This is a genomic window from Pseudodesulfovibrio sp. 5S69, assembly GCF_037094465.1.
GTDB lineage: Bacteria > Desulfobacterota > Desulfovibrionia > Desulfovibrionales > Desulfovibrionaceae > Pseudodesulfovibrio > Pseudodesulfovibrio methanolicus.
Genome location: NZ_CP146609.1, coordinates 2835557 through 2860734, shown reverse-complemented (window position 1 = coordinate 2860734; position 25178 = coordinate 2835557). Strand labels below are relative to the sequence as shown.

General features: G+C 63.7%; 25 protein-coding genes and 1 tRNA gene. 14 read left to right on the top strand and 12 right to left on the bottom strand.

Annotated features, from left to right (window positions below; genetic code table 11):
* Window positions 1–23 precede the first annotated feature (23 nt).
* On the top strand, window positions 24–2354 hold the full coding sequence (locus V8V93_RS13680; protein WP_338667144.1) for an FAD-dependent oxidoreductase: 2331 nt from the start codon (window positions 24–26) through the stop codon (window positions 2352–2354).
* A gap of 353 nt (window positions 2355–2707) precedes the next feature.
* Here the strand turns inward: V8V93_RS13680 and V8V93_RS13675 are convergent, their stop codons facing one another.
* From V8V93_RS13675 to modA, 4 genes are all read right to left on the bottom strand, one after another.
* The gene (locus V8V93_RS13675; protein WP_338667143.1) at window positions 2708–3307 is read right to left on the bottom strand and encodes a DUF922 domain-containing Zn-dependent protease; all 600 of its coding nucleotides are present in this window, start codon (window positions 3305–3307) and stop codon (window positions 2708–2710) included.
* A gap of 182 nt (window positions 3308–3489) precedes the next feature.
* Window positions 3490–4215 carry a Rossmann-like domain-containing protein gene (locus tag V8V93_RS13670; protein ID WP_338667142.1) on the bottom strand — a complete coding sequence of 242 codons (726 nt, stop codon included), beginning with the start codon at window positions 4213–4215 and terminating at the stop codon, window positions 3490–3492.
* A gap of 8 nt (window positions 4216–4223) precedes the next feature.
* Window positions 4224–4892 (bottom strand): molybdate ABC transporter permease subunit, encoded by a 669-nt coding sequence (locus tag V8V93_RS13665; protein ID WP_338667141.1) that lies wholly within the window; start codon window positions 4890–4892, stop codon window positions 4224–4226.
* Window positions 4893–4895: 3 nt separating this feature from the next.
* On the bottom strand, window positions 4896–5630 hold the full coding sequence (gene modA, locus V8V93_RS13660) for a molybdate ABC transporter substrate-binding protein (RefSeq protein WP_338667140.1): 735 nt from the start codon (window positions 5628–5630) through the stop codon (window positions 4896–4898).
* 157 nt (window positions 5631–5787) lie between these two features.
* On the opposite strand from modA, the gene V8V93_RS13655 reads away from it, so the two are divergent.
* On the top strand, window positions 5788–6849 hold the full coding sequence (locus tag V8V93_RS13655; RefSeq protein WP_338667139.1) for a TOBE domain-containing protein: 1062 nt from the start codon (window positions 5788–5790) through the stop codon (window positions 6847–6849).
* Window positions 6850–6911: 62 nt separating this feature from the next.
* Here the strand turns inward: V8V93_RS13655 and V8V93_RS13650 are convergent.
* Window positions 6912–6998 (bottom strand) — tRNA-Leu (locus V8V93_RS13650).
* Between the two features lie 224 nt (window positions 6999–7222).
* Between V8V93_RS13650 and V8V93_RS13645 the strand changes: the two genes are divergently transcribed.
* On the top strand, window positions 7223–8521 hold the full coding sequence (locus V8V93_RS13645) for an APC family permease (protein WP_338667138.1): 1299 nt from the start codon (window positions 7223–7225) through the stop codon (window positions 8519–8521).
* Here V8V93_RS13645 and V8V93_RS13640 read toward each other — a convergent pair.
* Window positions 8505–10175 (bottom strand): YcaO-like family protein, encoded by a 1671-nt coding sequence (locus V8V93_RS13640; protein WP_338667137.1) that lies wholly within the window; start codon window positions 10173–10175, stop codon window positions 8505–8507. The genes V8V93_RS13645 and V8V93_RS13640 overlap by 17 nt on opposite strands.
* Window positions 10176–10327: 152 nt before the next feature.
* Here V8V93_RS13640 and V8V93_RS13635 point away from each other — a divergent pair, with 152 nt between their 5' ends.
* Window positions 10328–11062: a TVP38/TMEM64 family protein gene (locus V8V93_RS13635; RefSeq protein WP_338667136.1), complete on the top strand. Its 735-nt coding sequence runs from the start codon at window positions 10328–10330 to the stop codon at window positions 11060–11062.
* Here the strand turns inward: V8V93_RS13635 and V8V93_RS13630 are convergent.
* Genes V8V93_RS13630 through rdgC form a run of 3 tightly spaced genes read right to left on the bottom strand, consistent with a single transcriptional unit; the run spans window position 11052 to window position 12768 of the window.
* Window positions 11052–11618, bottom strand: a complete 567-nt coding sequence (locus tag V8V93_RS13630) for an arylesterase (RefSeq protein WP_338667135.1) — start codon at window positions 11616–11618, stop codon at window positions 11052–11054. The two genes, V8V93_RS13635 and V8V93_RS13630, sit on opposite strands and share 11 nt — an antisense overlap.
* Before the next feature lie 4 nt (window positions 11619–11622).
* Complete coding sequence (locus tag V8V93_RS13625) at window positions 11623–12144, bottom strand: hypothetical protein (protein WP_338667134.1); 522 nt, start codon at window positions 12142–12144, stop codon at window positions 11623–11625.
* Between the two features lie 9 nt (window positions 12145–12153).
* Window positions 12154–12768, bottom strand: coding sequence for a recombination-associated protein RdgC (rdgC, locus tag V8V93_RS13620; protein ID WP_338667133.1), 615 nt, complete (start codon window positions 12766–12768; stop codon window positions 12154–12156).
* A 164-nt stretch (window positions 12769–12932) separates the two neighbouring features.
* Here rdgC and V8V93_RS13615 point away from each other — a divergent pair, with 164 nt between their 5' ends.
* Window positions 12933–13310 (top strand): hypothetical protein, encoded by a 378-nt coding sequence (locus V8V93_RS13615; protein ID WP_338667132.1) that lies wholly within the window; start codon window positions 12933–12935, stop codon window positions 13308–13310.
* Here the strand turns inward: V8V93_RS13615 and V8V93_RS13610 are convergent.
* Window positions 13307–13879: a PilZ domain-containing protein gene (locus V8V93_RS13610; protein WP_338667131.1), complete on the bottom strand. Its 573-nt coding sequence runs from the start codon at window positions 13877–13879 to the stop codon at window positions 13307–13309. The genes V8V93_RS13615 and V8V93_RS13610 overlap by 4 nt on opposite strands.
* A gap of 257 nt (window positions 13880–14136) precedes the next feature.
* Between V8V93_RS13610 and V8V93_RS13605 the strand changes: the two genes are divergently transcribed.
* Window positions 14137–14280: a hypothetical protein gene (locus V8V93_RS13605; protein WP_207259676.1), complete on the top strand. Its 144-nt coding sequence runs from the start codon at window positions 14137–14139 to the stop codon at window positions 14278–14280.
* Between the two features lie 107 nt (window positions 14281–14387).
* Here the strand turns inward: V8V93_RS13605 and rfbA are convergent, their stop codons facing one another.
* A complete protein-coding gene (gene rfbA / locus V8V93_RS13600; protein WP_338667130.1) occupies window positions 14388–15269 on the bottom strand; it encodes a glucose-1-phosphate thymidylyltransferase RfbA in 882 nt (293 codons plus the stop codon).
* Window positions 15270–15406: 137 nt separating this feature from the next.
* Between rfbA and V8V93_RS13595 the strand changes: the two genes are divergently transcribed.
* From V8V93_RS13595 to V8V93_RS13575, 5 genes are all read left to right on the top strand, one after another.
* A complete protein-coding gene (locus V8V93_RS13595; protein ID WP_338667129.1) occupies window positions 15407–16138 on the top strand; it encodes a DUF1614 domain-containing protein in 732 nt (243 codons plus the stop codon).
* 17 nt (window positions 16139–16155) lie between these two features.
* Window positions 16156–16947, top strand: a complete 792-nt coding sequence (locus tag V8V93_RS13590) for a MogA/MoaB family molybdenum cofactor biosynthesis protein (RefSeq protein ID WP_338667128.1) — start codon at window positions 16156–16158, stop codon at window positions 16945–16947.
* A 98-nt stretch (window positions 16948–17045) separates the two neighbouring features.
* Entirely contained in the window at window positions 17046–18407 is a 1362-nt protein-coding gene (locus tag V8V93_RS13585) for a TolC family protein (RefSeq protein ID WP_338667127.1), read from the top strand.
* A gap of 4 nt (window positions 18408–18411) precedes the next feature.
* Window positions 18412–18618, top strand: a complete 207-nt coding sequence (locus V8V93_RS13580) for a dual CXXC motif small (seleno)protein (RefSeq protein WP_422394369.1) — start codon at window positions 18412–18414, stop codon at window positions 18616–18618.
* Window positions 18619–18637: 19 nt separating this feature from the next.
* Complete coding sequence (locus V8V93_RS13575) at window positions 18638–19561, top strand: lytic murein transglycosylase (RefSeq protein WP_338667126.1); 924 nt, start codon at window positions 18638–18640, stop codon at window positions 19559–19561.
* A gap of 6 nt (window positions 19562–19567) precedes the next feature.
* Here V8V93_RS13575 and V8V93_RS13570 read toward each other — a convergent pair whose 3' ends face one another.
* Entirely contained in the window at window positions 19568–20677 is a 1110-nt protein-coding gene (locus V8V93_RS13570) for a glycosyltransferase family 4 protein (RefSeq protein ID WP_338667125.1), read from the bottom strand.
* Between the two features lie 72 nt (window positions 20678–20749).
* Here V8V93_RS13570 and V8V93_RS13565 point away from each other — a divergent pair, with 72 nt between their 5' ends.
* The 3 genes from V8V93_RS13565 to gpmA all read left to right on the top strand — a co-directional run bounded on the left by V8V93_RS13565 (window position 20750) and on the right by gpmA (window position 25178).
* Window positions 20750–21610 (top strand): glycosyltransferase family 2 protein, encoded by an 861-nt coding sequence (locus tag V8V93_RS13565; RefSeq protein WP_338667124.1) that lies wholly within the window; start codon window positions 20750–20752, stop codon window positions 21608–21610.
* A gap of 78 nt (window positions 21611–21688) precedes the next feature.
* Window positions 21689–24349 carry a tetratricopeptide repeat protein gene (locus tag V8V93_RS13560; protein WP_338667123.1) on the top strand — a complete coding sequence of 887 codons (2661 nt, stop codon included), beginning with the start codon at window positions 21689–21691 and terminating at the stop codon, window positions 24347–24349.
* An 82-nt stretch (window positions 24350–24431) separates the two neighbouring features.
* Window positions 24432–25178 (top strand): 2,3-diphosphoglycerate-dependent phosphoglycerate mutase, encoded by a 747-nt coding sequence (gene gpmA / locus V8V93_RS13555; RefSeq protein WP_338667122.1) that lies wholly within the window; start codon window positions 24432–24434, stop codon window positions 25176–25178.

Genomic DNA, 25178 nt, shown 5'->3' with positions numbered 1-25178 from the left:
TTCAGGACATATCGGAGTACACAATGGCAAAGAAAATACAGCGCATAGACGGACACGAGAACGGTGTCCGCGTGGAATCCCGCATCCTGGAGGAACGCATCCAGGCTGCGGTCCGGCAGGGCGCGCGCCGATTGGAGATCGACGCCTGGGGCCAGCACGGCATCGGCGGCAGGCTCTGGATTTCCAAGGACGAGCCCATTTCCGTGACCATCTCCGGCTCCCCCGGCCAGCGCATCGGCTCCAAGGGCTTTCCCGGCACGACCATCCAGGTCATGGGTCCGGCCTCGGACGACGTGGCCTGGCTCAACGCGGGTGCCGAGGTCATAGTCAACGGCAACGCCTCCAACGGCGTGTGCAACGCCATGGCCCAGGGCAAGGTCTTCATTGCGGGCAACATCGGCTCGCGCGGCATGACCATGACCAAGACCAACCCCCGCTTCGACCCGCCCGAGCTGTGGGTCCTGGGCTCGGTGGGCGACTACTTCGCCGAGTTCATGGCCGGCGGCACGGCCGTGGTCTGCGGCGTTGAGGCCCAGAACCCCAAGAACGTGCTCGGCTACCGCCCCTGCGTGGGCATGGTCGGCGGCCGCATCTTCGTCCGCGGTCCCATCGACGGCTTTTCCCAGGCCGACGCCATGATGGAGCCCATCGACGACGAGATCTGGGCCTGGCTGACCAAGAATATCGAAGAGTTCCTCAAGAAAATTAAGCGGTCCCGTCTCCTGAAGCGGCTGACCCGCCGCGAGGAGTGGCAGCTCATCCGGGCCAAGACCCCCTTTGAGAAGAAGGGCAAGGTCCGCCGCGCCATGCACGATTTCCGGGTCAACACCTGGGACGCGGAACTGGGCAAGGGCGGCATCATCGGCGACCTGACCGACCTGGACCGCTCACCCATCCCGCTCGTGGTGCATGGCGACCTGCGCCGCAAGGTGCCCGTGTGGGAAAACCGCAAGTACATGGCCCCGTGCCAGGCCAGTTGTCCCACGGGCATGCCCGTGCAGAAGCGCTGGCAGCTCGTCCGCGACGGGCTGGTGGACGAGGCTGTGGACCTGGCCTTGGCCTACACGCCGTTCCCGGCCACGGTCTGCGGCTATCTCTGCCCCAACCTGTGCATGGAGGGCTGTACCCGGTCCACCCAGCAGCACATGGCCGCCGTGGACATCACCAAGCTCGGTCGGGAAGGGCACAAGTCCAAGGTTCCGGATCTGCCGCCCCTGTCCGGCAAGCGCGTGGCCGTCATCGGCGGCGGCCCGGCCGGCATCTCCGTGGCCTGGCAGATCCGCATGAAGGGACACGAAGCCGTGGTCTTCGACATGGCCAAGACCCTGGGCGGCAAGATCGCCTCGGCCATTCCCTACAGCCGTGTGCCCAAGGAGATCGTGGAGAAGGAGGTCGAGCGCGCCGCCAAGGTCATCCCCCACGTCCACCTGCAACAGCAGCTCAAGACCAAGGAATTCGAGGAGCTCAAGCAGGAATACGACTTCGTCGTCCTGGCCATCGGTGCCCAGAAGCCGCGCATTATTCCAGTGCCCGGCCACGAGCGCATCTATCCGGCCCTGACCTTCCTCAAGGACGCCAAGGCGGGGACGGCCAAGATCGGCAAGAAGCTGGTCATCATCGGCGCGGGCAACGTGGGCTGCGACGTGGCCACCATGGCCGCCTCGGTGGGCGCCGAAGACATCACCCTCATCGACATCCAGGAACCCGCCTCCTTCGGCAAGGAACGCAAGGAGGCCGAGGCCGTGGGCGCGCGCTTCAAGTGGCCCTGCTTCACCAAGGAGATCACCGACGAGGGCGTGCTGCTGCAATCCGGCGAACTGCTTGAGGCGGACACGGTCATCATGTCCATCGGCGACCAGCCGGACGTGGACTTCCTGCCCGACACCATCGCCCTGGACCGCGGCCACGTGGTCGTCAACGACGATTACCAGACCACGGACTCCCGCGTCTTCGCCATCGGCGACGCCGTCCGTCCGGGCCTGCTGACCCACGCCATCGGCCACGGCCGACGCGCCGCCGAGGTCATCGACGACATCTTCAACAACCGTCGCCCGCAATCCGATACCCGCGACATGATCGATTACACCCGCATGACGCTGGAGTACTTCGATCCGCGCGTCATTGAGTTCAGCGACGCCAACCAGTGCGGCGCGGAGTGTTCCAGTTGCGGCTCCTGCCGCGACTGCTACATCTGCGACACGCTCTGCCCGCAAAACGCCATCAAGCGTCTGGAACTGCCCGACGGCGGCTTCGAGCGCGTGGTCGATCCGGACAAATGCATCGCCTGCGGCTTCTGCGCCGACGCCTGCCCCTGCGGCATCTGGGACATGAAAAACCCGGCCCCCATGGAATAGGGCGCACCTGATACCAATAAAAAAGGGGCGACGGTACACCGTCGCCCTTTTTTTGTTCGCCTCCGGGCCTCCAGCCGTTGGCGAGTCTTCAAGCCTTACGGATGAGGACGGCAGCGATCGGCCGGGGAAGGGGAGAAGGGACCCCGGTGAGAAAAGGGTTCCCTTCTCCCCTTCCCGGACCCCCATCCCCTCATCCTTCCTAAATTTTTTCTATCCGCTTAGCGGGGCGGGACCACATAAAAAAGCCTCCGGCTCAACACTGAGTAGAAGGTCTTTTTTTTGGAGTGAATCGGGTGCTTCAGCACCCGACAGCGGCTTTCTTCTTATGCCGTAAAATCGTCCTCGGAGGCCGCCTACGGATAGCGCCCCATATTTCTCTGTTGCTTGAATCCGTGTTGGGTGAGTGCGTCGTAGGCCACCTGGTCCTTTTTCATCTGGTTCATGATCCTGCGGGCCTTGACCTTTACGGTGCTCTTGAAATTATAGCAGTCGCCGGGTTTGAGATTTTCCAGGGTGTCGCTCAGCTTGTGGGCCGCCTTGCTGGATATCTCGCCGTGGATGAGCTCGTGTTTTTCAAGATCACGGTAGAACGTTCGCCACCACTTGCGGGTCTCGAAATCAACGCTGTGCCTGAGCTTCGGGTACAGGTAGGTCAGGTGCAGGTAGACGATGACGTTGGTGATCCGACAGGAGTCGCCGCGCTGCTCGATATTGTAGGTGGTCCGGATGTCCGTGCGCGTGTTGGCCTGGTACGTCTTGTTCCCTTCGTTCAGGGGAGAGCTGCGCTTGAGGTTCATGATGATGGCGGCCGGCTTGGTCCCGTCCACCATGTAGTATTCGGTGGACACGGTGCGCACCACGTCGGCCTTGGCCGGGACGGCCATGAGGAGCAGGGCGCATGCCAATGCGGCAGAAATGGACCGCCGGAGGCGGAGGAGATGAATTTGCTGCATGCAGCGATAATAAACATTCCTGTTTGCTTCGGCAAGAACGGCCGTCGAAAAGGCCTGGGAGGGAGCGGGCAGGGCGCGGGCCCGAGGAGCGTGGCCGGGAAGGGCCGCCGCCTCGGGAAAGGGTTCTCGCGCGGCAAGCAAGAACCCTTTCCCCGCAGCCGGGGAGGGATGGAGGAGACCCCCTAGCTGCTCTGCGGACAGTAGCGGTTCCAACCCATGAGGCTGGCCGCTCCGGCTATGGTCGTGCCATAGAAAAGCACGGGTTTGCCGGCGAGAAAGAGGTCGATGGACGCGTTGGCCAGGGTGGTACCGGTGACGAGCAGCATGTCGGCCCAGTCGATGGCGTCGGCCGTGGCCTCGCCGCCTTCCACGAGCACGCCCCGCTTGGTCTGGCCTATGTTGTCCGGGTCCAGGTCCACCAGGCGGACGTCGGTCTCCGCGCTCACGGCCTGGGCCAGGGCGGGTTGAAAACCGATGATGGTCACCCGGCCCTTGCCGTAATATTCTTCGATATAGCGGAACACGCCCTTGGCGCACTCGGCGGGTCCCTTGTCGCGGCAGTGGACCGTGTTGCCCGTCAGCCCCAGAGAGCGGCACACGGCGTTCATGGTCGAGACGAACACGGCCCGGTGGTAGTTGTCGTCGCGGGAGAGCGAGGCGATTTCGCGCAAGGTGCCGGAGTAGTTGCCGTAGTGATCGGTGAAGGCCTGGCCCCGCGCGTCGCGGAAGTTGGCCTCCATGAGCTTCTCCTTGCCCTTCTGGATGGGGAAGTCGTCGCCGTCGGGCGTGCCGATGGCCTCCTTCACGCTCAAGGGGGCGGCGGTCACGGTGATGGTTTCGTCGAGAATGCCTTCCTCGGTCCAGAGGTCGAGGGCTCGGTCGCACACGGTATCAAAAACGGTTTTCATTGTGTCTCCTAGACGGCGGACAGTTTCTTCAGAGCGGCGAAGATGGTCAGCGAGAACAGGCCGATGATCACCGCCAGGACCATGGCCCGATCGAATTCGCCGCTGAAGACCGCGTTGTAGATTTCGAGTGACAGGGTGTTCGTCTTGCCGATGATGTTGCCGCCGAGCATGAGCGTCACCCCGACCTCGCCCAGGGAGCGGCCCAGGGCCAGGAACCAGCCCGCGGTCACGTTGCGCCGGATGTTGGGCAGGAGCACCAGCCAGAAGGTCTGCCAGTCGCTCTTGCCCAGGACCTGGGCGATCTCTCCCAGCCGCCTGACGTCGCCCTTGAGCGCTGCCTCCACCGGCTTGACCATGAGCGGCAGCCCGGACACGAAGGAAGCCAGAACCACGCCGGGGAAGTTGAAGACGATGTCCATGGGCGCAAACCGCCCAAGCCACCCGGCCCTGCCCAGGAGCATGAGCAGGATGAACCCGGTGGCGATGGGCGGAAAGACCAGCGGCAGGGTGACGAGGAAGTCCACGGCCGAGCGCAGCACCCCCTTGCCCGAGGTCAGGTAGTAGGCGATGAGCACGCCGCCGAACAGGTGCAGCACACCGGATACGGCCAGCGTCTTCAGAGTGAGTCGGAGAGGGTTGATGGTCTCCGGCTGGGACAATATGCCGACAAAGTCCATGTGCTACAGGCCGTTGGCCCTGACGATGGCCTGGGCTTCGTCCGTCTTGACGAAGTCGAGGAACGCCTTCGCCTTGTCTTTGTTCGGGGCGCTTTCGAGTATCGCCGCGATGATGCTGATGGGCGAGTAGTCCTTTTCGTCCAGAACCACGTAGCCGCCCAGCTTGTCCTTGACGTTCAGGGCGTGGGTCAAGTTGATGAAGCCCATGTCCACCTCGTTGGTGGCCAGGTAAGAGAAGACCTGGGGCACTGTGGCCACTTCCACCAGGCGGGGCTTGATGCCCGGCAGCCTGCCGGTCTTGGTCAGGTATTCGCGGGCCGCCTTGCCGTAGATGGCCTTGCTCGTGTCCGGCATGGCGATGCGCCCGGCCTCGGGGTTGTCCAGGTCGGCCGCCTTGGAGAATTGGGACCCCTTGGCAAAGGCCAGGACCAGCTTGCCCCGGCCGAGTTCGGTCTTCTCGGTCACGGGCAGGGCCGCGCGCTTGAGCAGGAATTGCTGGTCGCCCAGGACGATGTCCACCTTGCCGCTCTCTTTGGCCAAGGTGGTCACGCGGCCCATGTTGCCGTAGATCAGATCCAGGGTTTGGCCGGTTTTCTTCCCATAGGCCGCGTTGAGGGCGTTGACCATTTTTTTGTACCCGGCGCCGGCGGCCAGGACGACGTTGCCGTCCGCCCAGGCGCTCGCAGGCAGGGCGAGGAACAGGCTGAGCATGAGGGTGCAGATTCGCATGAAACGCATGGGGTTCTCCTTGGTTCTCCGCGCCGGGGCGCGGCTGGGTGTGCGCTTTTCGAACGGGTTGTGTCCCGTCACTAAATCTCCTATGTTCTGTGCTGTTATGTCGCAACCAAGTCACGCGAATGGATAAAAACGTGATAACCTCGCAGGTGGGCCTTTCATGCAAGAGATAAAGCGTTCGGGCAAGGTGTGCCCCCGCGAGTTTTTCAGTGTCTCGGACCAGGTGAGCTATCTGGAGCCGTCGCAGATGTGCGCGTTCGAAGAAGCCTTCCGTTCGTGGAAGGATGCGGCCAGGCGCATGGACAGCGTCCGGGCCCGGACCCGGCTATGGCTGCTCTTCCTGCTCGTCCGCCACACCGGGGCTCGGTTGGGCGAGATCCTCTCCCTGGATGACACCGAGGCCTTTGACGCGAACGGGCCGTTCGTGCGCCTGGGACGCGAGGACCGCATCCGCGAGGTCCCGTTGCCCGAGGAATTCTACACCGAACTGGCCGCCTTCCAGGAGAGTCCCATGGGCTACGGCCTGCGCGGGGAACTTTTCCGCGTGGATCCCGGCTATTTCCGGCGCATCTGCTATGAGCGGGGCAATGAATGCGGCCTGGCCAAGGACCTGGTCTGCCCCAAGTCCCTGCGCAACACCAGGGCCGTGGAGATGCTCCGCAGCGGTGTGCCCATTACCATCGTTAAAGAGGTCCTGGGCCAGTCCTCGCTGGACCTGACCGCCAACTTCCAGCAGTTTTCACCGGGCGACGTGCAGTCCATCGTGCGCACCGCCCACGAGGCCATGCGCAAGCGCACCTCGGCGCGAAACTCCTTCCTGGGCCACGTGGTCCACGTGGACACGGACCCGGTCATGGCCCAGGTGGTCCTGGAGACGCGCTCGAACATCAAGATCAGTTCGGTCATCACCATGGACTCCCTGCGCAACCTCAAAATTCAGGTGGGCAGCCCGGTGGTCGCCACGGTCAAGGCCCCGCTGGTCAACGTCCTGCGCCGGGCCGAATGCGTCTCCGGCAGCGCCCGCAACCGCCTTGAGGCCGAAATCCTCCGGGTCACCGAAACCCCGGTCCTGGCCGAAGTCCTGGGCCGCCTCCCGGACGGCACCGACGTCTGTTCCCTCATCTCCGCCCAAAGTGCCCAGGATCTGGCCCTCAAGCCCGGCGACGAAGTGGAATTCTGGTTCAAGGCCATGTCTGTGGTGTTGAACACCGTGCAGTTGTAGGGAGTTTTCCGGCAAGAAAAGTAAAACCGGCTCGCGGCATGAGGCTGCGAGCCGGTCCTTTTTGGTACCCGGGGCGGGATTTGAACCCGCACGGAGCAAGCTCCAAGGGATTTTAAGTCCCTGGTGTCTACCAATTCCACCACCCGGGCTTGGGGTGTGTTTCAGTATCGTGCAACTCGGCGGGGAGTCAATGGTTTTGGCCGGTTTCCGGGGAGTGGGCGGGCGGGGTGGCGGTTCGCTTTATTCTTCTGGAGGATTGAGCTATCCTGTCGGGCACTCGCCGGGTTCCGACGGGTGGGATGTCCGATTCGAAGGGCCGGGTTCCGGCCTGCATAAGTGAACAAGGCGAGTTATGGTTTCGAAAGATAATAAAATGGGTCTGTGGGGAGCCGTCTCCATCGGGGTGGGCGGCATGGTCGGGGGCGGCATCTTCGCCGTGCTGGGCTTGAGCGTAGAGCTGGCCAAGGGCGGCACGCCCGTGGCCTTTGCCGTGGCCGGGCTGGTGGCCCTGATCACCGCCGCGTCCTATGCGCGGCTGTCCGTGCGCTATGCCGGGCCGGGCGGCACCGTGGTTTTCCTGGACCGGGTCTTCGGCAACTCCATGCACGTGGGCGCACTGAACGTGTTGCTATGGTTCTCCTACGTGGTCATGCTTGCCCTGTACGCCCATGCCTTCGGTTCGTACGGGGCGGTCTTCTTTCCCAAGAACGGCGGCCCGCTGGTGCTCCATGGGCTCATCTCCCTGGCCATCGCCGTGCCCGCCGTACTGAACCTGGCCAGCGCCAAGGTGGTGGGCAAGGCAGAGACCTATGTGGTGGTCATCAAGATCACCATCCTGCTCTTTTTTCTGGCCGTGGGCGTCAAGGGGGTGGAGCCCGCACGGCTGGCCACGGACACCTGGGTGCCCATGCTCCCGCTGGTGGCCGGGGGCATGATCATCTTCGTGGCCTACGAGGGGTTCGAGCTCATCGCCAACACCGGGGCGGACATCCGCAAGCCCGACCGCAACCTGCCGCTGGCCTTTTACATTTCCGTGGGGTTCGTGGTCCTGCTCTACGTGGCCATAGCCATCGTGGTGGTGGGCAACCTGCCGCTGGGCGACATCGTCAACGCCCGGGACTACGCCCTGGCCGAGGCGGCCAAGCCGTTCCTGGGTCAGACCGGGTTCACGCTCATCGCCGTGGCCGCGCTGCTGTCCACCTTCTCCGCCATCAACGCCACGCTCTACGGATCGTCGAGGCTGTGCTACACCATCGCCAAGGAAGGGGAACTACCCGTCCAGCTGGAGCGGCAGATGTGGGGCGCGCCCGCCGAGGGGCTGGTGGTTACCACCGTACTCGCCCTGATCCTGGCCAACGTGGCTGACCTTTCGGCCATCTCCACCCTGGGCAGTGCGGGCTTCCTGTCGGTGTTCGCCGTGGTCAATGCGGCCAACTTTCGGGACGAGGACAGTTGGGGCGCGGGCCGGGTCCTGTCCGCCTTGGGCGTGCTGACCTGCACCGTCGCCTTCGGCACCATGGTCTGGCAGAGCGTCAGCGACAATCCGTCCACGGCCTGGGTTCTGGCCGTGCTCTTCGGCGGGGCGGGCGCCCTGGAGGTGTTCTACCGGACCATAGGCACCAAGGGCCCGCGCAAGCGGCGCCGCCAAGCCAAGGTCACGCGAACGCTTTGAGGTAGTTCCGGTACAGCCTCGGGCTGACCCGCGAATACTGGTCGAAGTCGGAGATCAGCTCCAGGCCGGGGACCAGGGCCCGGACCACCGGGATGTTCAGGTCCCGTCGGGTCAGGTCCACGTAGGCGGGCCGGTAGCCGTTGGCCGCGAGCGTCCTTTCCAGCACCATCACGTCTCCCTCTGCGCTACCCGTGGACAGGTCGGGCAGGTCTTCGAGCCTGCGCACGGGCAACCCTTCCGGGGCCGGGCCGCTCTTGGGGCCGGGATAGGGGTAGGCCGTCTCGGTCATGGCCGAGACCAGGGCGGATTTGCCGCTCAGGGAGCAGCCGCCGCCCTTGTTCACGTCGCCGTGCCTGCCCAGCACCACGGACTTGTAGCAGGGCACGCCCAGCTCGGTGGTCATGTCCATGAACCAGACGTCGATGCCGTCCTCGCGGTATTTTTCGAGCAGCGGGCCGATCTCGGGATCGGAACTTTCCACGCGGAAGCACCGTGCGGGGTCGAAGAGCTGCGTCGCGTCCGAGTCCCGCTCGATGACCTCGGTCAGGGCGGCCGCCTTGGCCTCGAACAGGGTGTTGCCCGAGGCCAGGCCGGTGGAGCCGAGTGCGCTGAACAGGGACGGCTCGTCCAGGTTGCAGAACAGGAACACGAACTGGGCCGGGACCAGGACGGGCTCGCCGTCCGGATTGTGGCCCTCCAGCCAGTGGAGCCGCTGGCCCGCGTAGGGCACTTCCAGGCGGATGTCCGCCGGGTTCACCGCCGGGACGTCCAGTTCGCCGTAAGCCGCCAGGGTCAGCGGGTAGTCGCGGGCGTAGCCGAGCACGCCCTTGGGGCCGAAGCTGGCGTAGGAGGAAAAGCGTTCGACCATCTCCATGGCGTAGGAGGCGTCGGCGCGCTCCTTGGTCAGCCCGCGGCCGTAGCAGGTCTGCAACCCGTTCAGGGAGTTGGACAGGTTGCCGTTGACCGTGCGCGTCTTCACCGACCAGTGGCGCAGCCGGGCGTTGGGCGACAGGGAGGCCCTGTGCTCCATGGGCGGGCCCATGAAGGCGTCGGCCTTGCCCAGGGCGGGCAGGGCGGTCTCGATGGTCTCCTTGAGGGGCCTGCGCGGCAGGGGCGGGGGCAGCTCGCCGTCCAGTCCGGCGCGCACCTCGGCGGCGCTCACCGGTTCGGGCGCGGCCGGCTCCTCGTTGCCGAAGAGCGGTTCGGGCGCATCCGCAGGCGCGGGCAGTGGGGCCAGGGTGAAGATGTTCCGGCCGAAGACGCGGGTCCATGCGTGGTGCAGGGGCTGGTCTTCGAGCAGGCGGGAGCGGATGTGGATGGCCGGAGTGAAGGCCAGGAGGTCTTTGGGGTCCAGGCCGTCGAACAGGGGCAGGAGCCGGTTCAGCCGCTGGTGGCAGATGCACGCCTCATACATGATCGCGGTGCCTGCCGGGTCGGACTTGCCCTGGTCGAGCATGGCGTCCTTGATCATCTTCTCCAGCTTGCGCGGGCGGAACTCCTTGAATCCCTGGAGCACGAACTCATGCATGTAGTCGTCGAAGGGGTGTTCGCGGAGGTGATCCATCATCTCGTTGTGGCTCAGGTTCACGTCCGGCAGTGCGGCGAACATGCCCACCCCGAAATCCGTATCCATCATCTGCAATTTGTAGCGCATTGTCGTCCTTTGGTTTCCCTCTTCAATTCCGCCTTCATTTTCCGCCGATAACCCCGTAAAAGGATGGGGGCCGGGACCCGGCGTTACGCTATGGCATTCCTCGACCGAGCACAAGACCCGGTCCGGCCGCACCCCACTGGAGGACGCGACACATGGAACAACACGGGAAAAAAACGTCCCTGCCCTGGCCGATGATCATCAAGTTCGCGGTGGTCTTGGGGCTGCTCGGTCTGGTCTCCCTGGCCATGGAGCACTGGGGGGAACGGTACATGTCCCGCGTCACCGACTTCGTGGCCGACCAGGGCAGCCTCGCCCCGGTGGTCTTCATCGCGGTCAACGCGCTGATGACCATGCTCCTGGTGCCCCAGGTGCTCTTCACTGTGGCGGCCGGAGCCCTCTTCGGCTGGAAACTCGGGGCGGCCTATGCCTCGGCGGGCATGACCATCGGCGCGGTGATGGCCTTCCTCCTGGCCCGCTACGGCGTACGCGAACGGCTGCGCACCCGGTTCGCCCACCATCCCGTATACCGGCGCATGCTCTCCCTGAGCCGCGTCCACCCCCTGCATCTCATCTCCCTGAGCCGGATCATCCCGGTCCTGCCCTTTCCGGTGACGAGTTACCTGCTCGGCATCACCGAGGTTCGCTCCCTGCCGTATGCGCTGCTTACCTGGGCCTCCATGCTGCCCGAGACCGTCTTCCTGGCCTCGGGCGGGCACCTGCTTTCCTCGGGCGTGCGCGGCCGTGTCCCGGTGGGCGCGGTCATCGCCCTGGCCGTGGCCGGTGTGGCCGTGGCCATAGTGGTCCACCGGATAAAGAAGAAGTTTCTCGAAGGCGAGGGCAATGGAGGGACGGACGCAGAAGGGGCGGGAAAGCCGCCTAGGGCGTAAGCCCGCGCGCCAGTTCCTCGACCAGGGGGAGCAGGGCGCGGCCCATGGCCTCCACCCCGGCCTCATTGGGATGTAGCTCGTCCAGCAGGGTCAGGGAAGGGTCGCCCTGGTACGGGGCGAGGAGGTCCGGGAACAGGGGAATCCCATACCGTTCGGCCAAAGCCGGGAAGATCGCCTCGAAGCGCGTACGGTAGGACGGGTTCGGGTTGAGCCCGGCGTTGACGCCCGCCAGCAGGACCGGGATATTCCGGTCGCGGAAGGCCTCGATCAGGGCGGACAGCCGTGCGGCCACCTCGTCCACCGGGTCGTCCAGGAAACAGTCGTTGGCCCCGAAGGCCAGGAGTACGCCGTCGGGTTCCGCCTCAAGGACATCGTCCAGCCGGTCCAGGCCGTCCTCGGAGGTGTCGCCGGACACGCCGAAATTGAGGCAGTGGGCGTTCACGCCCCGCTCGTACAGCTCACGCTGCAGGATGGCGGGCAGGGCCTCCTGCCGGGCCAGGCCGTACCCTTCGGTCAGACTGTCGCCGAAGCAGGCGATACGCAGGGTTTCAGACATGATGCTAGCCGTTGATCCAGAGTTTGACCCGGGCGGATTCCTCGGCCCAGTCCTTGCTCAGGCGGAGGTTGAGGAACTGGGTGAAGACCACGTCGAACATCTCCAGGCAGCGCTCCAGCAGGAACATCTTTTCCAGGAATTTGGCGTCCGGGTCATCGCCCTCGTCGTCCTTGGTGCTGATCTTCGGGGTCTTCAGGCCGGACAGGCCGAAGTCCGTGGCGCTGACCGTGACCAGCCATTCGTCCTGGTCCATGGCGAAGAGCAACTGGGCCTTGTTGACCTTCTTGCCGGTGCGCAGGCCGGTCTTGGCCTCGGACAGTTCACCGGCCGGGCTGGATACCGTGGCCGTGGCCTTGGTCTCGCCCTCGCCGCCCTGGACAGACAGCTTCTGCTCCATGTGCAGGGTGAAGGTCCGGTTGTCCTCAAGCTTGAAGAGCACGGCGTCCTGGTCGGTCTTGAACCAGAGCCAGGTCAGGAAGTCCTGGCCGAGCAGGGTGTTTTCGCGTTCAACGAGTGAAAGATCCATGGCGTGCTCCTAGACGAAGATGGTCGGGTCGAGGTTTTCCAGCCTGGGCGCGGCCTCTTCGCCGAGGATGTCCATGGCCATGAAGAACGGGGTCAGCGGTTCCAGGTGGAGGTCGAAAGTCAGGGTGAAGTGGTCTTCGAACAGGGCGCGGACCTTGGCGTTGGTGGTGTCCAGGTAAATGCGGTTGGCCGAAGCATTCCAGATCACGTCGAAGACCGCGGGGATGGGCAGGGTCCGGGCGCGCAGCCGGAGCGTGACCTGTTCCTTGATCTCGCGCTTGCGGTCGCGGGACACGAAATTCTTGCCCTGCTCCTTGTTGTGCTCGAGTTCCTTGTTGGTCGCTATGGTGTTGTGCTTCTTGAGCACCGCGGGCGGGATGCGCCGGGTGTCCAGGCGCAGGGAAAAGGCGAAGTAGTCGGCCTTTTCAGGCGGGGACGCGGTCCAGTTCATGTCCAGCATGTCGTCGATGTTGGTCCAGCCGAAGGAGCGCTCGTCGGCCGTGCCGTCGATGTCCACCATGCAGAATTGCTTCAGTTTTTCAGGCACCTGTTGAAGCAGTTCCGTGGGGACCTCTTCGATGATGCGGTATCGTGTCAGCCCGAGGCTGGCGGAGAGTATGCTCAATTCGGGTCTCCTTGGATGTTCGAGTTCCGGGACCCAATGAGGTAAAACCTCTTGGCCTCCGTGTAAAGCGGATTTACCGGCCCGATGCGGGCATCCCGGTTCCGCACGCCCTTGTTTTCAAAGAGTTTCGCGGCTATGCTTTGATGAAAAATCAGGAGATCAACATGTCCGACAACGCCTTGCAGGAATTGATAACCTTTCTGGAACACACAAGCGCCGAGGTGAAACGCATCGAGACAGAGGGCGAGACCGCCCTGGCCGAAGGGGGGCAGACCGCCTTTCAGGCCTGCCTGGAGAAGAAGGCCAAGCTGCTGGCCGGACTGGCCGAGAACGCGTGGGTGCTGGTCGAGCGGTTGCCCAACGACCTGGCGGACGGCGTGGCCGGACGGCTGGAGCAGTTCTCCATGAGCGCGAGCACGGCCCTGCGCCTGGGCTCGGTCTTTTTCATGACCGCGCTGCTCTATCCCGAGGACCATAAGGCGGGCGAGCCCAACGACCTCGACGCATATATTGAGGAATTGCGCGAACGGGCCGGAAGCTAGGACCGGTTCTTTCCCTTTCTGGCGGCGGTCCTGCGGGCGGCCAATTGCTTTTCGCCCTCCAGGACGATGCGGCTGACCGCGTCCTCCTGTTTGCGGTCCAGGTCCATGAAGGCGCAGCCGACCACGCCGCGTTCGTGGCGCATGACCTTGCACAGCACGCCCTCGACCTCGCGGCCTCCGTTGATCAGCAGGTCCATTTTGATCTTCACGCCGCACTTGATCCGGGGCTTCTGAAAGCGAAAGCCCAGGCCTGAGGCGCTGATGTCGCTCGCCGGGAAGGTCTTGCCCAACCGGGGGATGAACACGGCCAATCCGTCCACGGTGATCCGGAACGCCTTGCGTTTGGTGATCCGGCCGTTCTTGATGGTGATGCTGAAGCCCAGCGCCCCCTCGTCCCCGGCCCCGCCGCGGAAGTCCTCGTCCCTGTCCTGTGGGGCGGGCTGCTTTGGGGCCGGGGCGGCGGCGTTCCTTTCGGGACCGGCGGACGTCCCGGCCGCCTTGTCCACGGCGGGAGAACCGTCCTTGCCGGACTTGGAGAAGATCTTGCCGAGAGAATCCAGAATGCCCATTGCTTGCCGTGTGTAGAAGGGTTTGCTGCGCTTGCGGGACAATAGTATGGCAAAGCCGGGATGGTGACAAGATATCCGGAGCGGGGTACGGCGCGAAGAAATTCTCTGTCCCCGGCCTTGCGAAGGCGGGGTCGGCAACTCTCCGGAGACCCCGGAAGGAATCGGGCAAATAGTGAAATAGGGTTGACAACAAGCCGGTTTGAGGGGCAATAAGATACATCTTTTCAAGCTAAAAAGGGTGATCGAGGAGGAATAACATGATTGGCGAACTGCTTCACGGTATGGCTCAGAGTTCGGGTCCCGGCTTTGTCGGCGTGTCCCTGATTTTCATCTACCTGGCTTGGATTCTCACCATCGGCATCATCCGTGTGCGTGAGGCCATGCACAGCGACCATCACTAGAGCTTAGGAACGCGGTCTCCGGACCGCGTTTTCTCTCTTTATGGCGAAGCCGCTTCCCGTTGTCGGGGGAAGCGGCTTCGTTGTCTTCGGGGGCGGGCGCAACCGGGCTAGAATATGCCGGGCTCCTCCTTGGCCACTTCCAGGAGATATTGACCGTAGTCGTTGTTGCTCATCTCCGCGGCCAGGAACATGAGTTGGTCGCGGCCGATGAACCCCCTGCGGTAGGCGATCTCCTCGGGGCTGGAGATGACGTATCCCTGCCGGGCCTGGACCGCGCGCACGAAGCCGGCCGCCCCGTGCAGGGATTCGTGGGTGCCCATGTCGAGCCAGGCGTACCCCCTGCCCAGAGTCTGGACTTCCAGGTCGCCGCGCTTGAGATAGAGCTTGTTGATGTCCGTGATCTCGAGCTCGCCGCGGGGCGACGGCTTGAGGGATTTGGCCATGTCGATGACGTCGTTGTCGTAGAAGTACAACCCGGTGACCGCGTACTTGGACTTGGGTTTGGCCGGTTTTTCCTCGATGGACAACGCCTTGAAATTGCGGTCGAATTCTACCACGCCATAGCGCTCCGGGTCCTTGACCAGGTAGGCGAAGACCAGGCCTCCTTTTTTCAGGCGACCCGCCGACTGCAGGATGGAGCCCAACCCGTGGCCGTGGAAGATGTTGTCTCCGAGCACCAGGCAGACATTGTCGTTGCCGATGAACTCCTCGCCGATGAGAAAGGCCTGGGCCAGCCCTTCGGGCCGGGGCTGCTCGCGGTAGGTCAGCTTCAGGCCGAGCTGGGAACCGTCGCCCAGCAGTTTTTTGAAGTTCGGCAGGTCGTGGGGGGTGGAGATGATCAGGATGTCCCGGATGTCCGCCAGCATCAGGGTGGACAGGGGATAGTAGATCATCGGCTTGTCGTACACGGGCAGCAGTTGCTTGCTGACCACCCTGGTCAGGGGATGGAGCCGGGTCCCGGAGCCGCCCGCGAGGATGATGCCTTTCATATATGCCTCTGAGTGCTTTGATTTACTTCGATTTCAAGTTAGGATACACCCCAACTGCATGGACATTGCCTTACTATAGGGCCGGGATAAAAGCAAAAGCAACCGGTCCGGGCGCGTCCTTACCAAAGGTGTGACCAATGAATCCCTATTTTCAATATTCCGGCGGCATGATCCCGGCGCTGCTTCTGCTGGTGGCGCTCTTTTTCCTGTTCATATTCCTGCCGGTCTCTCTGGTGGCCGACGCCTTCTCCAAGCTGGGGCTGACCCCGGCCCAGGGCGTGCTCATGCTCATCGCCATCCTGCTCGGGCGGATGATCAACATCCCGGTGCACACCAGCGAACGGCTGGTGGTGGTCACGAAGCCCCGGTCCGTCAGCTTCGGCATGGACGAGGGCGGCCGTCCGGTGCGCATCGAGGAGGAGGCGGAGAGCGAACTCCGGAAGCAAGTCTTCGCCGTCAACGTGGGCGGCTTCCTCATGCCCCTGCTCCTGAGCATCACCTTCATCATCCGCCAGCATATGATCTTTCAGGCGGGCGGGGTCTACCCCTGGATCGGATTCGTCCTGCTCATGGTCGCGGGCGGGTGCTACGCCATGTCCAAGCCCGACCCGTTCACCGGCATGCGTATCCCGCTGGTCCTGCCCGCTCTGATCACCTTCCTGTGCGTCTTCTTTTTCGTCCCCCCCGAGTACCGTCCGGTGGCCGCTTACGTGGCCGGGACCATGGGGGCCGTGCTCGGCGGCAACGTCATCCCGCTCTTGGTGCCGCGCTTCCGCAACCGGGTGGGTACGCAACTGGTCTCCATCGGCGGCCCCGGTACTTTCGGCGGTGTGTTCGTGGCGGGCATCCTGTCCGTCCTGCTGGCCTGATAACCAAGGGAGGAATCATGTCCTGCAAAAGCCTGAACATCGGCCTGGCCTCACCTGTCAAGAAGGGCGACCTCGTGTATCTCTGCTCCGGCAGCGGCAATCTGTCTCCGGCGGCCCTGACCACGAACACGGTCCGGCCCGGCCTGCGCGTCGGCGACCGGCTGGGCGGGGAGGGCGGCGCGTTCAAGGTCCGCTCGGCGGCTTGGCTGCCCGAGGGGCCGGGCGCTTCGTCCCGTCCCCTGTACCTGCTTGAAGCCCTCGGCGACATGGCTCCGGGCGACGGCATGTTCGAGGTTTCCCGCTCCGGCTACGCTCTGGCGTGGATCACCTTGAGCGACAAGGGGGCCAGGGGCGAGCGCGTGGACGAATCCGGCCCGCTGGTGGGCAAGCTGGTGGGGGAGGTCCTGGAGCTGAACAACGTGCAGGGGTTCGTCATCCCGGACGAGACCGGCCAGCTCAAGGGGCTTTTGGCCGACCTGGCCCTGAACCAGGGAGTCGATCTCATCCTGACCACGGGCGGCACGGGCGTGGCCCCCAGGGACGTCTCCCCGGAAGCGACCCTGGCCGTCATAGAAAAAAGACTGCCCGGCTACGAGCGGGCCATGACCGCGGCCAGCCTGGCCAAGACCCCGCACGGGGCCATCTCGCGGGCAGTGGCCGGTACCCTCGGCAACGCGCTCATCGTCAACATGCCCGGCAGCCCCAAGGCCGTGGCCGAGTGCCTTGAGCCGCTGCTGCCGACCTTCCGGCATACCCTGGAGAAACTCCAGGGCGACCCGTCGGATTGCGCAGCGTTGCGTGACGGTTGACGTTTTGTCTTGCGACCTCTAGAAAAAGTCGTTAAATAGTTGGGTTGATGATTGTTGATAGTACAACTTAACCTGAAATTTCAGGCAGGAATCCCAGTATGGACCGCACACGGTTTTTGTTTTTGGCTCTGATGCTTTCGGCCCTTGTAGCTTCGGCCGGGCTCGCTTTCGCCCAGGACGCCGATCCCGCCATGGACAAGGGCTCGACCGGGGATGTCTCCGGCCCCTTCGATCTGGAGCGGTGCGTGCAACGGGCCCTGGAGTTTAATCCGAACATGCAGTCCATCCGCGCGCAGCTGCGGGGTGCCCAGCACGGCCAGCGCTCCGCGCTCGGCAAGTTCGGACCGACCCTGAGCGGTTCTTATGGATATACCTATTACAACCGTAAGTACCAATACAGCAACAATGACGGCGACTGGGTCGCCTCCCTGAACCTGACCCAGCCTATTTTCCAGGGTTTCAACCTCCTGGCTGGCTGGCAGAAGGCCAAGCTGAACAGGGAGTCCACCGAGGCCTCGTTGACCAACGTGGAACTGACCCTGATCGAGTCCGTCCAGTCCAATTTTCTTTCCCTGCTCAAGGCGCGCATGGACGTGAAGAGCGCCGAGGACTCCGTGGCCCGCCTGGAATCCCAGCTCAAGGTGACCAGCGCATTCTACGAGGTCGGCCTGCGACCCAAGGCCGAGGTCCTGGACGCCGAGGTCGACCTGGCCACCGCCCGGCAGGAACTCCTCAAGGCTCGCAACGCCGTCTCCACGCAGGAGACCCAGTTGAACACCCTGCTGAACATTCCCTTGGAGGCTCCGATCAAGTACGTCGGAGAGTTGAAATACATCCCCTTTGGGCTGACCCTCAAGGAATGCCTGATCCGGGCCTACGATCATCGGCCCGACCTGATCATGGGCTTGAAGAGTGTTGAGATGGCCCAGAAGGACGTGACCATGGCCGAGAGCAGTTTCTACCCCTCGGTCAACGGCCACTGGGATTACGTCACCCGTGGCGACGACGCCGTGGTCAACGGCAGCGGCTATGCCTCCGAGCGTTCCGGCGAATACTGGACCGCGGGCGTGGACGCCTCCATGGACATCTTCCAGTGGGGTTCCGACTACTACGAATCCAAGCAGTACGCGGAGATGGTCAAGCAGATGGAAGCAGACTTGGAGAACACTCGGCTCAACGCGGGCTTCGAGGTCAAGAGCTCCATCCTGAACCTCCAGGAGGCGGCCGACCGCATCTCCGTGGCCAAGAAGTCGGTGGTCGCGGCCGAGGAAGCCTACCGCATGGCCGTGGCCCGCTATCAGGCACAGGTGGGTACGAACACCGACGTGCTTAACGCGCAGGACCGCCTGAGCATGGCCGAGGCCCAGTTGTCGCAGGCCCTGGCCGACTATGGAACCGCCGTGTCCAAGCTCTACGTGGCTATGGGCGAGAAGAACCTTGGCCTCAAAGAGGTCAAGTAGCACCGTGTTTTCCGGCCGCAAGCGCACCTGGAAGGCCAGGGGCATGGAGTGCGAAAAATGCGGTCAGGACCTGACCGCCTACCGGGGATGCCGCGAGGTCACGCTGAAGTGTCCATCCTGCGGCAAGGTCTATGATCTCAGGAAGTTTTCATCCAGAATGGACGACGACTTCGAGGAGGAAATGGGTTTTGTCCCCATGGACCGAATTTGACGCAAAGCCGAAAAGGCGCATGAAACGCGCGGCCATCGAAACAACGTTGGCCGCCGTTTTCTTTTGTTGCCTGGGACTGGCCGCCCTGGCCGGACCGGCCGCGGCCGACGCCCTGTGGGACCCGCTGGTAAACCGCCTGGCCGGCGATGGCTTCGAACGGCGCAAGGTCGCCTACCTCTTTTCCAGCCCGGACCTTGAGTTCCAGCCCGAGATCATGGCCCGCAAGATGAACGTCCTGCTCAACACCCGGTTGTCCGCCAGGGAGCCGGGGCCGCAGTCCGCCCCGCAGGTCATGGACCGTTACCTCAACCCGCTGCTCATCGCCGGTGCCTACGCCTTCTACCGCGAGCACCGGGCGGACCTGACCCTGATCCACGAGCAATTCGGGGTGCCGGGCGAGGTCCTGACCGCGCTCATGCTCATCGAGTCGCGCCTGGGCATGACCGTGGGTGACTACAACGGGTTCACCATCCTGGCCTCCATGGCGTTGGCAGGGAATTTCGAGCTTATCCGCGACCGCATCGAGCGCAGGGACGTTCCCCGCGAGACCATGGACTGGCTGGTCAGGCGGACCAGGGAGAAGGGCGACTGGGCCTACGAGGAGCTCAAGGCGCTCATCCGCTACGCCCAGGCCAACGGCCAGGACCCGTTGACCATCCGCAGCTCCGTGTATGGGGCCATTGGGTTGTGCCAGTTCATGCCCACCAGCGCGGAGCACTATGGCCGCGACGGGTCGGGCGACGGGCGCGTGGACCTCTTTGAGACCAGGGACGCCCTGTTCTCCATGGCCAATTTTGTGGCCGAGCATGGCTGGAAGGATTCCATGACCGAGGAGCAGAAGCTCAAGGTCATCTACCGCTACAATCACTCCGAGAGCTACGCCATGACCGTCCTGGCCGTGGCCGACAGGATCGCCAAGACAAGGGAGCTCTTCGGCGGCTGACCGGGATCAGTCCCCGTCCACGAGGCTCTGATAGAGATTCAGGGTCCGCTTGAGGAATTCGTCCAGGGTGAGCTGGGACATGGTCCGCTTCTGGGCGGCCAGAACCTGGTCGCGCAGGGCGGGGTCTTCGGCCACCGCGCCGATGGCCCCGGCCAGTCCGTCCACGTCTTCGGGATCGACCAGCACGGCGGGGTCTACCAGGTCCGGCATGACGCCCACGTTGGTGGATACCAGCGGGCGTTCGGCGGCCATGATTTCCAGGGCCGAGCGGGCGATGGCTTCGGACCATAGGGAGGCGACCACGCCGATGTCCAGCGCGCTGACACAGGCGGCCACGTCATCGCGCCTGCCGCTGATGCGGGTGATGTCCCCGATCCCGGCGTCCGCGATGTGCGCCTTGATTTGGTCGCTGGTCATGGCCGTGTCGAAGCCGATGAGGAACAGGCGGATGTTGTCCATGCCGCGTCTTCGAAGGGCGGCCACGGCCTCGATGGTCTCCTTGTGGCCCTTGACCCGGTCGAAGCGGCCGAGCAGGCCGACAACCAGGTCGTCCGGGCCGAAGCCGAATTCCTCCCGGACCTTATCGCGCCCGGCCTGGTCAAAATGGAATTTCGCGGTATCCACGCCGCCGTGGATGAGCCACAGCCCGTGGCCGGGCGTGCGCATCTTGTGCAGGAAATAGTCGGCCATGCGCCGGTTGGTGACCACCACGGCATCGGCCACGCCCGCGTGGAGCCAGCGATTGATCGCGTCGGAGCGAGGCGGGCGCTGGTCGCCCCGGGTCCGCACCAGCCGGTAGTGGAAGCCGAGGAGCTTGAGCAGCCCCCACAGGAAAAAGCCTTCCCCCCGGTGGCAGTTGACGATATCCGGACGGTGCGCCCGCAGCAGTTGTATGATATGCCTTGCGGCGGCGGCGAAGCGCACGGGATTGGTGGTGTTCAGGTCCACGGACACGGTGTTCAGTCCGGCTTCCCTGGCCACAGCCTCGGACTGGGTCCCGGCCTGGGTCAGGACCAGGACCTCGTGGCCCGCGTCGGCCAGGAGTTTGCTCAGGGTGACGGCGTACCACGCCGTCGCGTTGAACCAGCGGACATTGATGACTTGAAATATTCTCATAGATTGCGCCTGGGTGGACTGTTGGATACACAACATGACAGTTCGCGACGGTGAAGGCAAGGGCTCATATACATGAAAAACAGTCTGGTCTCCATCATCCTGCCCACTTACAACAGGGCGGAGTATCTCGGCAGGGCGCTCGAATCCGTCCTGGCCCAGACCTACGGCAACTGGGAGTGCCGGGTCATCGACGACGGCTCCACCGACGATACCGGCGCGGTCCTGGCCCGGTTCGACGACCCGCGCATCCACTGCCGACGCCAGGAGAATCAGGGCGTATCCGGAGCGCGCAACACCGGCATCGCCGAGTGCCGGGGCGAGGTCGTGGCCCTGCTCGATTCCGACGACGAGTGGCTGCCAGGCAAGCTTGAGACGCAGCTTGCCTACATGGCCGGGCACGGCTACGAGATATGCCAGACCGAGGAGATCTGGTACCGGGGCGGAAAGCGGGTCAACCAGCCCGCCCGGTACGCCAAACCCGAGGGGTGGTTCTTCGAGGCCGCACTGGAGATGTGTCTGATCAGCCCGTCGTGCACCATGTTCACCCGCGCGGCCTGGGAAGTCATGGGCCCCTTCGACACGGCCATGCCGTCCTGCGAGGACTACGACATGTGGCTGCGCGCCTGCCTGCACTTCCCGGTGGGACTGGTCCGTGAGCCCCTGACCCTGAAGCACGGCGGCAGGCCGGACCAGTTGTCCGTGTGTGTGCCGTGCGCCGATTTGCACCGTATCCGCGCACTGATAAAAATCCTGCAAAGTCGAAAACTTGACGAAGAACAGCACCAGTCGGCCCTGGACTCTCTGCGGCGCAAGGTCGATATTTACATGCAAGGGTGCGAAAAAAGAGGCAAAAAGGAAGAAGCCGACCATGTTTGGAATCTGTTTTGCATGGTCCGCGAGGGGAAAGAAATTCCCCTGAATACGTTGAGTTAGCGCATGCCGGACGGCGCAGGCCGTGGAGCGTGCTTTTCCCCTTGTGAACGACGCCGCCAAGAGGCGTGAGGTGGACCCGTGCCGACCATAGCCAAGCTCCTGGATACCCTTCCCGTCATCAACCAGTCCCGGCTGGTGGCCTCAGGCTTCGGCATCTGGGTGGTCTGGAAAGACAACCTGCACGGCGCGGTGGACAACACCCTGCAGGAATATGGTGCCCTGTGCCTGGCCAAGGACGGGGAACAGGCCCTGTGGTACTGCAACACCGTGGAGGTCTTCCGGGCCATCGCCCGCCTTCAGGTCTGGGCACGGGTCAACCCCATGCCGGTGTTCTGCCAGCTTGTGCCCCTGACCTTTCTGGTGGGCTACGACCTCGAATACTCCGTGTCCCTGTCCGTGGAGCTTGACCGCCAGAGTGTGGCCCCGCCCCATGATTTCGAGGTGGTCGTCCACCCCAAGCTCAAGGCGCAGGTGCAGTCCGTGGCCGGGCTGACCACCGAGGGGGCCGGGCGCGTGGAGGGGCTGGCCAACGTGGAGTGGCTGCGGCTGGTCGCGGACCAGGGCCTGGACTACGAATCCACATTGCGCTGGTTCTTCATCCTCAAGCCGCTGGGGCGCATGTCGGACAAGGAGAGCATCCTGGGCTGGCGCGATTTTTCCACCGACGTCATCGAGTTGTTGCAGCGGCTCGGGCTCAAATACATATCCGACGTCAAGGAAGGGGCGCTCTTCCTGCCGCTGGACAACTTCCGGCTGCTCAAGAACTTCACCACCGAGTTGATGAACCTCATCCGGCACAACAAGGAGGCCCCGGACAAGAAATACTGGCCGGTGGTCATGGCCGCCGTGCCCCAGGGGGACCTGCACTTCACCGCGGACCTGCCCCGCAAGGTGGGGCTGGACTGGAACCGGCTCACCCCGGACTACCCCCACGTGCGTTTCATGGACGGGTTCCTGCTTTCGCCCTGGTTCCGCATGAACGAGGCCCGCTACGGCGCGGGGGCGGTCAACCTGGACTCCTGGTGCACCCTCTCCCTCAAGGACGGAGACGACGGCGCCGGATACGGGACCATGCAGGTGGCCCTGCCCAACGCCCTGGTGGCCTCGGACGGGGATCACGAATGCTTCTACTGCGGGCTCAAGAACCACAAGGCGTCCGAATGCCCGAGCAAGCGGATCGCTACCCCGCAGCCCCAGGTTTGGCGGCTGTTGTCCAAGGCGGACATCAATGAATTTTCCAACAGCTTCTCCGGCTTGGACAAGGATGTCTCCAAGGAGGATTTCGTCTCCTCCATCCTCCGGGTCATGGAGTCGAAGAACGACCTGGAGAGCCTGCTGGCCCGTGCGGTCTTCGAGATCAATTCTCCGGTCCAGCTGCGTACTCTGAAGCTCGTCTGGCGCAGCCGGGGCAAGGAGTGGGAGGACGGCTTCAAGCAGCTCGCCCCCCAGGAGGGCGACTACATCTGGGAGGCCATGGAAAACCTCGAAAAGGGGGACATGGAGGAAGCCGAGCGGCAGCTCAAGGAGGCTCAGGTCAAGTACCCGAGGAGTTACCAGCCCCAGTCCCTGTGGGGCTACTGGTACCTGGAGAACGGCGACCTGAACCAGGCCATGTTCCACTGGCAGGAGGCCGAGCGCATGAGCTACACGACCATGCAGCAGGGGTGCATGGCCTTTCTCCAGGCGCGGCTTATGGAGGTGGAGGGCAATTACAAGGACGCCATCAACACCTACAAGCGGGTCAATTCCCTGTCGCCCACATGGCTCCAGCCCGTCTACCGGCAGGCGGTCTGCATGGTCAAGATGGGCTTCACCGGCCAGGCCATGGACACCCTGTTCGACCTGGTGTCCCGTGACCCGAACATCTTCAACCGCATCCTCGTGGACCCGGAGCTCGACCGCGGCAGGGTGCAACTGCTCAGCGCCATGTGGGAGAAATGGCACCAGGCGGAGACCTCTGTGGAGACCACCCGCAAGCAGGTCGAGGACCTGACCGACGACATCTCCCGGCGGTTCGACGAGAATCACCCTTATTTCGAGACGGCCAACGAGGAACTGGACCGGCTGCGCAACTTCAGCCGGACCAACAACTACGTGGCTTATCACCAGTTGATCAAGGGCGCGGAAAAGTTTCAGGCCGCCCTCGACGATGAGGTCAAGCGCGAGATAAAGCGGGTCCATTCCAACATCGAATACCTGGCGGAACGGGTACGCGACATCCAGCGCGAGGCCGCCTGGTTCCCGTTTCCCAAGCTGCTCCTGGAGTTCAACCGGGAGTTCAACTATTGCGTGGACAAGATCAATTGGATACGCACCCAGCGCCTGCACGACGCGGACAATTTCCGCAAGTCGCTTCGCTTTGTGGAGGAGATCGAGGAGCACATCGACAGCCTCCAGGGCCGCCTGGTCACCCTGCGTATCATCCGAGACTCAACCTTGTTCATCCTCATGCTCGGGCGCAACTTCATCTGGCTCGAACTCCTCGGGCTGGGCTCCCTGCTCATCGCCGTGCCGGCGCTCATCTATTTTACCCAGGGCGTCCAGGGCAACATGATCCTGGACACCATCAAGGACCCGAGCCAGCGGTGGGAGATATCCAAGGGGCTGATCATCATCCTGAGCATCCTGTGCGTGGCCATGGCCGCCATCAAGAGCGCGGTCACCTTCGACAAGCGCAAGCGCGAGCTGTTCAACCAGATCGACAAGGAAATACGCAAATCCGCCCCCAAGCGGTATTGATCTTCACACGCTGTCCCTTCCCAAGAATCCCGTTATCGGGTTATGCTCCTGTTTCATGAACCGAACACGAAGGGGAGCCATCATGCATAAATTGGTATTGATCCGACACGGACAGAGTGAGTGGAACCTGGAGAACCGGTTTACCGGCTGGACGGACGTGGACCTGACGAGCCAGGGGGTACGCGAGGCCGTGGACGGCGCGCGGCTGCTCAAGGAGGAGGGCTTCACCTTCGACGTGGCCCACACCTCCCTGCTCAAGCGGGCCATCCGAACCCTGTGGCTGGTCCAGGACGAGCTGGACCTCATGTGGCTGCCGGTCTTCAAGACCTGGCGGCTCAACGAGCGCCATTACGGCGCGTTGCAGGGGCTGAACAAGGCCGAGACCGCCAAAAAGTACGGCGACGACCAGGTCTTTGTCTGGCGGCGCAGCTTCGACACCTCACCGCCCGAGTTGGAGGCCGACGACGAGCGCTTCCCGGGCAAGGACCGGCGCTACGCGGACCTCGCGGCCGAAGAACTGCCGCGCTGCGAGAGCCTCAAACTGACCATCGACCGGACCATGCCCTATTGGTTTGACTCCATCGCCCCTCAGGTCCGCGCCGGGCAAAAGGTCCTCATCGTGGCCCACGGCAACTCCCTGCGTGGGCTGGTCAAGTTTCTGGACAACATGTCCGACGAGGCCATCACCAAGCTGAACATCCCCACCGGCCTGCCCCTGGTCTACGAGCTGAACGACGACCTGACCCCCATCCGGCACTATTACCTGGGCGACCCCGAGGCCGCGGCCAAGGCCGCCGAGGCAGTTGCCAACCAGGCCAAGGGGGGGTAG

What these genes read in the sequence shown, in the direction of transcription:
- V8V93_RS13655 (WP_338667139.1), top strand. Translation starts at nt 5,788, where the DNA reads ATGCAAGAGATAAAGCGTTCGGGCAAGGTGTGCCCCCGCGAGTTTTTC.
- V8V93_RS13670 (WP_338667142.1), bottom strand. Translation starts at nt 4,215, where the DNA reads ATGAAAACCGTTTTTGATACCGTGTGCGACCGAGCCCTCGACCTCTGG.
- V8V93_RS13590 (WP_338667128.1), top strand. Translation starts at nt 16,156, where the DNA reads ATGTCCTGCAAAAGCCTGAACATCGGCCTGGCCTCACCTGTCAAGAAG.
- V8V93_RS13635 (WP_338667136.1), top strand. Translation starts at nt 10,328, where the DNA reads ATGGAACAACACGGGAAAAAAACGTCCCTGCCCTGGCCGATGATCATC.
- V8V93_RS13575 (WP_338667126.1), top strand. Translation starts at nt 18,638, where the DNA reads ATGAAACGCGCGGCCATCGAAACAACGTTGGCCGCCGTTTTCTTTTGT.
- V8V93_RS13610 (WP_338667131.1), bottom strand. Translation starts at nt 13,879, where the DNA reads ATGGGCATTCTGGATTCTCTCGGCAAGATCTTCTCCAAGTCCGGCAAG.
- rfbA (WP_338667130.1), bottom strand. Translation starts at nt 15,269, where the DNA reads ATGAAAGGCATCATCCTCGCGGGCGGCTCCGGGACCCGGCTCCATCCC.
- V8V93_RS13640 (WP_338667137.1), bottom strand. Translation starts at nt 10,175, where the DNA reads ATGCGCTACAAATTGCAGATGATGGATACGGATTTCGGGGTGGGCATG.
- V8V93_RS13680 (WP_338667144.1), top strand. Translation starts at nt 24, where the DNA reads ATGGCAAAGAAAATACAGCGCATAGACGGACACGAGAACGGTGTCCGC.
- V8V93_RS13630 (WP_338667135.1), bottom strand. Translation starts at nt 11,618, where the DNA reads ATGTCTGAAACCCTGCGTATCGCCTGCTTCGGCGACAGTCTGACCGAA.
- V8V93_RS13675 (WP_338667143.1), bottom strand. Translation starts at nt 3,307, where the DNA reads ATGCAGCAAATTCATCTCCTCCGCCTCCGGCGGTCCATTTCTGCCGCA.
- V8V93_RS13570 (WP_338667125.1), bottom strand. Translation starts at nt 20,677, where the DNA reads ATGAGAATATTTCAAGTCATCAATGTCCGCTGGTTCAACGCGACGGCG.
- gpmA (WP_338667122.1), top strand. Translation starts at nt 24,432, where the DNA reads ATGCATAAATTGGTATTGATCCGACACGGACAGAGTGAGTGGAACCTG.
- V8V93_RS13595 (WP_338667129.1), top strand. Translation starts at nt 15,407, where the DNA reads ATGAATCCCTATTTTCAATATTCCGGCGGCATGATCCCGGCGCTGCTT.
- modA (WP_338667140.1), bottom strand. Translation starts at nt 5,630, where the DNA reads ATGCGTTTCATGCGAATCTGCACCCTCATGCTCAGCCTGTTCCTCGCC.
- V8V93_RS13615 (WP_338667132.1), top strand. Translation starts at nt 12,933, where the DNA reads ATGTCCGACAACGCCTTGCAGGAATTGATAACCTTTCTGGAACACACA.
- V8V93_RS13605 (WP_207259676.1), top strand. Translation starts at nt 14,137, where the DNA reads ATGATTGGCGAACTGCTTCACGGTATGGCTCAGAGTTCGGGTCCCGGC.
- V8V93_RS13585 (WP_338667127.1), top strand. Translation starts at nt 17,046, where the DNA reads ATGGACCGCACACGGTTTTTGTTTTTGGCTCTGATGCTTTCGGCCCTT.
- V8V93_RS13565 (WP_338667124.1), top strand. Translation starts at nt 20,750, where the DNA reads ATGAAAAACAGTCTGGTCTCCATCATCCTGCCCACTTACAACAGGGCG.
- V8V93_RS13665 (WP_338667141.1), bottom strand. Translation starts at nt 4,892, where the DNA reads ATGGACTTTGTCGGCATATTGTCCCAGCCGGAGACCATCAACCCTCTC.
- V8V93_RS13645 (WP_338667138.1), top strand. Translation starts at nt 7,223, where the DNA reads ATGGGTCTGTGGGGAGCCGTCTCCATCGGGGTGGGCGGCATGGTCGGG.
- V8V93_RS13625 (WP_338667134.1), bottom strand. Translation starts at nt 12,144, where the DNA reads ATGGATCTTTCACTCGTTGAACGCGAAAACACCCTGCTCGGCCAGGAC.